This window comes from Mesorhizobium sp. M7A.F.Ca.CA.002.09.1.1 (genome assembly GCF_003998555.1).
GTDB lineage: Bacteria > Pseudomonadota > Alphaproteobacteria > Rhizobiales > Rhizobiaceae > Mesorhizobium > Mesorhizobium ciceri.
Window position 1 is genome coordinate 1 of sequence record NZ_RZRR01000568.1, and the last position, 3,756, is coordinate 3,756.

Consider the following 3,756-nt stretch of genomic DNA (forward strand, 5'->3'; position numbering starts at 1 on the left):
TGTTGGGGCTGCGGTTGACGAGCGAATCCCAGCCGCGGTGGAAGAAAGGCAGTGCCGCCCACAACACGACGGGGCTGGCCAATGCCAGCTCAAGCCAGACCTTCGTCCGCTCGTCGACAAAAGCCTGGAAAGTCAGGCCAAGCATCGGCGCCATGGCGACGACCAGCAAAGGGACGGATAGAGCGGCACTGACCCAGAATCGCCTGGTGAAATCGACCAGTTCCGGATTGGGACCCTCGTCACCCGTTGGTACGCCCATCGGCTCCAGCGCCATGCCGCATTTCGGGCAGGATCCGGGCTTGTCGCGGACGATCTCCGGGTGCATCGGGCAGGTGTATTGCGTGCCCTTGGGCATCGGCTGCGGTGCTGGCCTGCCGCCGAGATATTTTTGCGGCTCCGCCTCGAATTTCGCCTGGCAAGCGGCCGAGCAGAAATAGAAGCCCTGGCCTTCGTGGCGGGCAAAATGACTGGCTGTCGCGCGGTCGACGCTCATGCCGCAGACCGGATCGGTGGCGGTCAGGAATTTTTCCAGTTCGGCGACGAATTTCGTGCGGCAGCCCTGGCTGCAGAAATGATAGAGATGGCCATCATGCTCGGCCGTCGGCTTGCCAGCCGCCGGATCGACAGTCATGCCGCAGACCGGGTCGCGGACGACGCTCTTCGTGGTGGGCACGGCGCCTTTTGTCGAGCAGCAGCTGCCGTGCGCGTGATGATCGTGATCTGAATGCGTCATTCGAAAATGCCTTGATGGATCGGTGTGTGACGTGGAGATAGGGCTTCCAGTAACTGGAAGGTCAAGGGCTGTTTCGACTTTTCTTCTCCGGTCCACGGCGCGTCCATCCACCCCAGAAAAAGTCTCACGCGGCAACACCAGGCCTGCTAGAAAGCGCGAGCGTCGCGGGGGTGGGGATTTTCTTCGGCAATGAAGCGTCTGGTCATCAATCTCGATCGGTCTCCCGATCGCCTTGCCCGTGTGACGGCGGAGTTTGCCCGCATCGGCGTTGCATTCGAACGCGTTCAGGCCATAGACGCACGCGACCGGCCGGAGCTGGACCAGCTGCCGCAAAATGTCGGATATCGGAACAGGCTGCCATTGACTGACGGCGAGATCGCCTGCCTGCTCAGTCACCGGGCCTGCTGGGCTGTCATCGCGCAAGGCGACGCCCGCTACGGGGCGATTTTCGAGGACGACATCGTCTTTGCCGCAAAAGCCGGCGCATTGCTTCGCGACAGCGACTGGATCCCAGCCGATGCCGAAGTCGTCAAGCTCGAAAGCTACTTCTGTAAGACCGTGATCCGACGCAAGCGCATTGCCATCGGTCACGGCTTTTCCACATCCAAACTCGACGCCGAACATATAGGAACCGCCGGCTACATCATCTCCAGGCAAACCGCGCTCGACCTGATCAAGGCCACCGAGGAGATCGGCATCGCTGTCGACGACCTTGTCTTCAACCCCGAGTTTTCGGTTTTGCGAGGCGAGACGATCTATCAGCTTGTTCCTGCGCTCTGCGCGCAAGATCAGTTCCTTGGCGACAGGGCGCTCCAATTGCCAAGCCTGCTCAGAGAAAAGCGGGATATCCAGTGCGCCGCACCCGCCGGGACCGGGAAACGCAGAAAGACAGCCATAGCGAGGGTCAAAGCCGAGGCTCGGCGAATAGGCAAGCGCATTGTCGATTTCGGTCGACTGAAGCGGAGAATGGTCATTCCATTTACTTATCCGAGCCAAAACTCAGCCGGGTCTTGAACCGGCTTCAACGCCCCATACCCAGCGCCGCCAAAACGCGCTATAGACGCCGCCGAAACGGCAAGGCCGACTGGATATATGGCAAGAATCTCCCTGAAGCTCGACGAATTGATCGACGGCGAAGCCTTGCGCCGCGAGATGACCGCGCTGACCGCGGGCACGGCGGGCGACGGCTCAGGGCAGGCTGCGCGCAATGGTGTGCTCCAGCTGCTCAAGGGACGACTGGCGGACGGGCGCGCCATTGCCGAACGCATGCTGAGGGACGATGGCGGCGGCAGCGCCTGCGCGGCGCGGCTGTCGCATCTCATGGACGAGATCATCCGGGCGCTTTACGATTTCGCCGTCACCCATGTCTACCGGGTCAAGAACCCGTCCTCCGCGGAGCGCATGGCCGTCGTCGCTGTCGGCGGCTACGGCCGTGGAACGCTGGCGCCGGGGTCCGACATCGACCTGTTGTTCCTGCTGCCTTACAAGCAGACGCCGTGGGGCGAACAGACAGTCGAATACATGCTCTATATGCTGTGGGACCTGGGGCTGAAGGTCGGCCACGCCACACGCAATATCGACGAATGCCTGCGCCTGTCGCGCACCGACGTCACCATCCGCACCTCGATCCTCGAAGCACGTTTCCTGTGGGGCGAGGAAAAGCTCTATGATGAACTGATGCTGCGCTTCGACCATGAGGTGGTGCGCACGACCGGCCCCGAATATGTCCAGGCCAAGCTTGCCGAACGCGATGACCGCCATGCCAAGGCCGGCGAAAGCCGCTATCTGGTCGAGCCCAACGTCAAGGACGGCAAGGGTGGCCTGCGCGATCTGCAGACGCTGTTCTGGATCGGCAAATATTTCTACCGGGTGCGCACCGGCGAGGAATTGGTCGATAAAGGCGTCTTCACCGAGGGTGAGTACCGCGAGTTCCAGAAAGCCGAGGATTTCCTGTGGGCGGTACGCTGTCACATGCATTTCCTCACCGGCAAGGCCGAGGAGCGGCTGCATTTCGACATCCAGCGCGAGATCGCCGAACGGCTCGGCTACACCACGCACCCCGGCCTGTCGGCGGTCGAGCGCTTCATGAAGCACTACTTCCTCGTTGCCAAGGACGTCGGCGACCTGACCCGCATCTTCTGTGCCGCGCTCGAGGAGGAGCAGGCCAAGCACGTGCCGGGCTTCAACCGCATCTTCCTGACTTTCTCGCGGCGCAAGCGCAAGCTGGCCGGCACGTCGGACTTCATTGTCGACAACCACCGCATCAACATCGCCGACGACCAGGTGTTCGAGCGCGATCCGGTCAATCTGCTCAGGCTGTTCTGGTTCGCCGACAAGCACGGTCTGGAATTCCACCCCGATGCGCTGAAGCTGCTGACCCGTTCGCTCGGCCTGGTCAACAAGTCGCTGCGGCGCGACGAGGAGGCCAACCGGCTGTTCCTCGACATATTGACCTCGGATCGCAATGCCGAACTCAATCTGCGCCGCATGAACGAGGCCGGGCTGCTCGGCAGGCTGATCCCGGATTTCGGCAAGATCGTCGCCATGATGCAGTTCTCGATGTACCACCACTACACGGTGGACGAGCACCTCATCCGCTGCATCGGCGTGCTGGCCGAGATCGAACGCGGCGACGGCGAAAAGGTCCATCCCCTGTCGCACACGCTGATGCCGGGGCTGAAGAAGAGCCGCGAGGCGCTCTATGTCGCCGTACTGCTGCACGACATCGCCAAGGGCAGGCCGGAGGACCATTCCGAGGCGGGGGCCAGGATCGCACGCCGCATCTGTCCGCATATGGGGCTGTCGCCTGCCGATACCGAGACCGTTGCCTGGCTGGTCGAGAACCATCTCGTGATGTCGATGACAGCCCAGACCCGCGACCTCAACGACCGCAAGACCATCGAGGATTTCGCCGCGATCGTGCAGTCGGTCGAGCGGCTGAAGCTGCTTTTGATCCTCACCGTCTGCGACATCAGGGGCGTCGGACCGGGTGTCTGGAACGGCTGGAAGGGCCAGTTGCTGCG

Annotated in this window: 3 protein-coding genes; 2 read left to right on the forward strand and 1 reads right to left on the reverse strand. The window is 62.1% G+C overall.

Going from position 1 to position 3,756, the window contains the following annotated elements; genetic code table 11:
• Nucleotides 1–733 (reverse strand): YHS domain-containing protein (locus tag EN994_RS22100; protein WP_127307806.1); only part of this gene is annotated, 733 nt, incomplete at its 3' end.
• Nucleotides 734–922: 189 nt separating this feature from the next.
• Here EN994_RS22100 and EN994_RS22105 point away from each other — a divergent pair.
• Both EN994_RS22105 and EN994_RS22110 read left to right on the forward strand, forming a co-directional pair.
• The gene (locus EN994_RS22105; RefSeq protein ID WP_013528059.1) at nucleotides 923–1,747 is read left to right on the forward strand and encodes a glycosyltransferase family 25 protein; all 825 of its coding nucleotides are present in this window, start codon (nucleotides 923–925) and stop codon (nucleotides 1,745–1,747) included.
• Between the two features lie 78 nt (nucleotides 1,748–1,825).
• On the forward strand, nucleotides 1,826–3,756 hold a 1,931-nt coding region (locus EN994_RS22110; RefSeq protein ID WP_127307807.1), incomplete at its 3' end, for a [protein-PII] uridylyltransferase.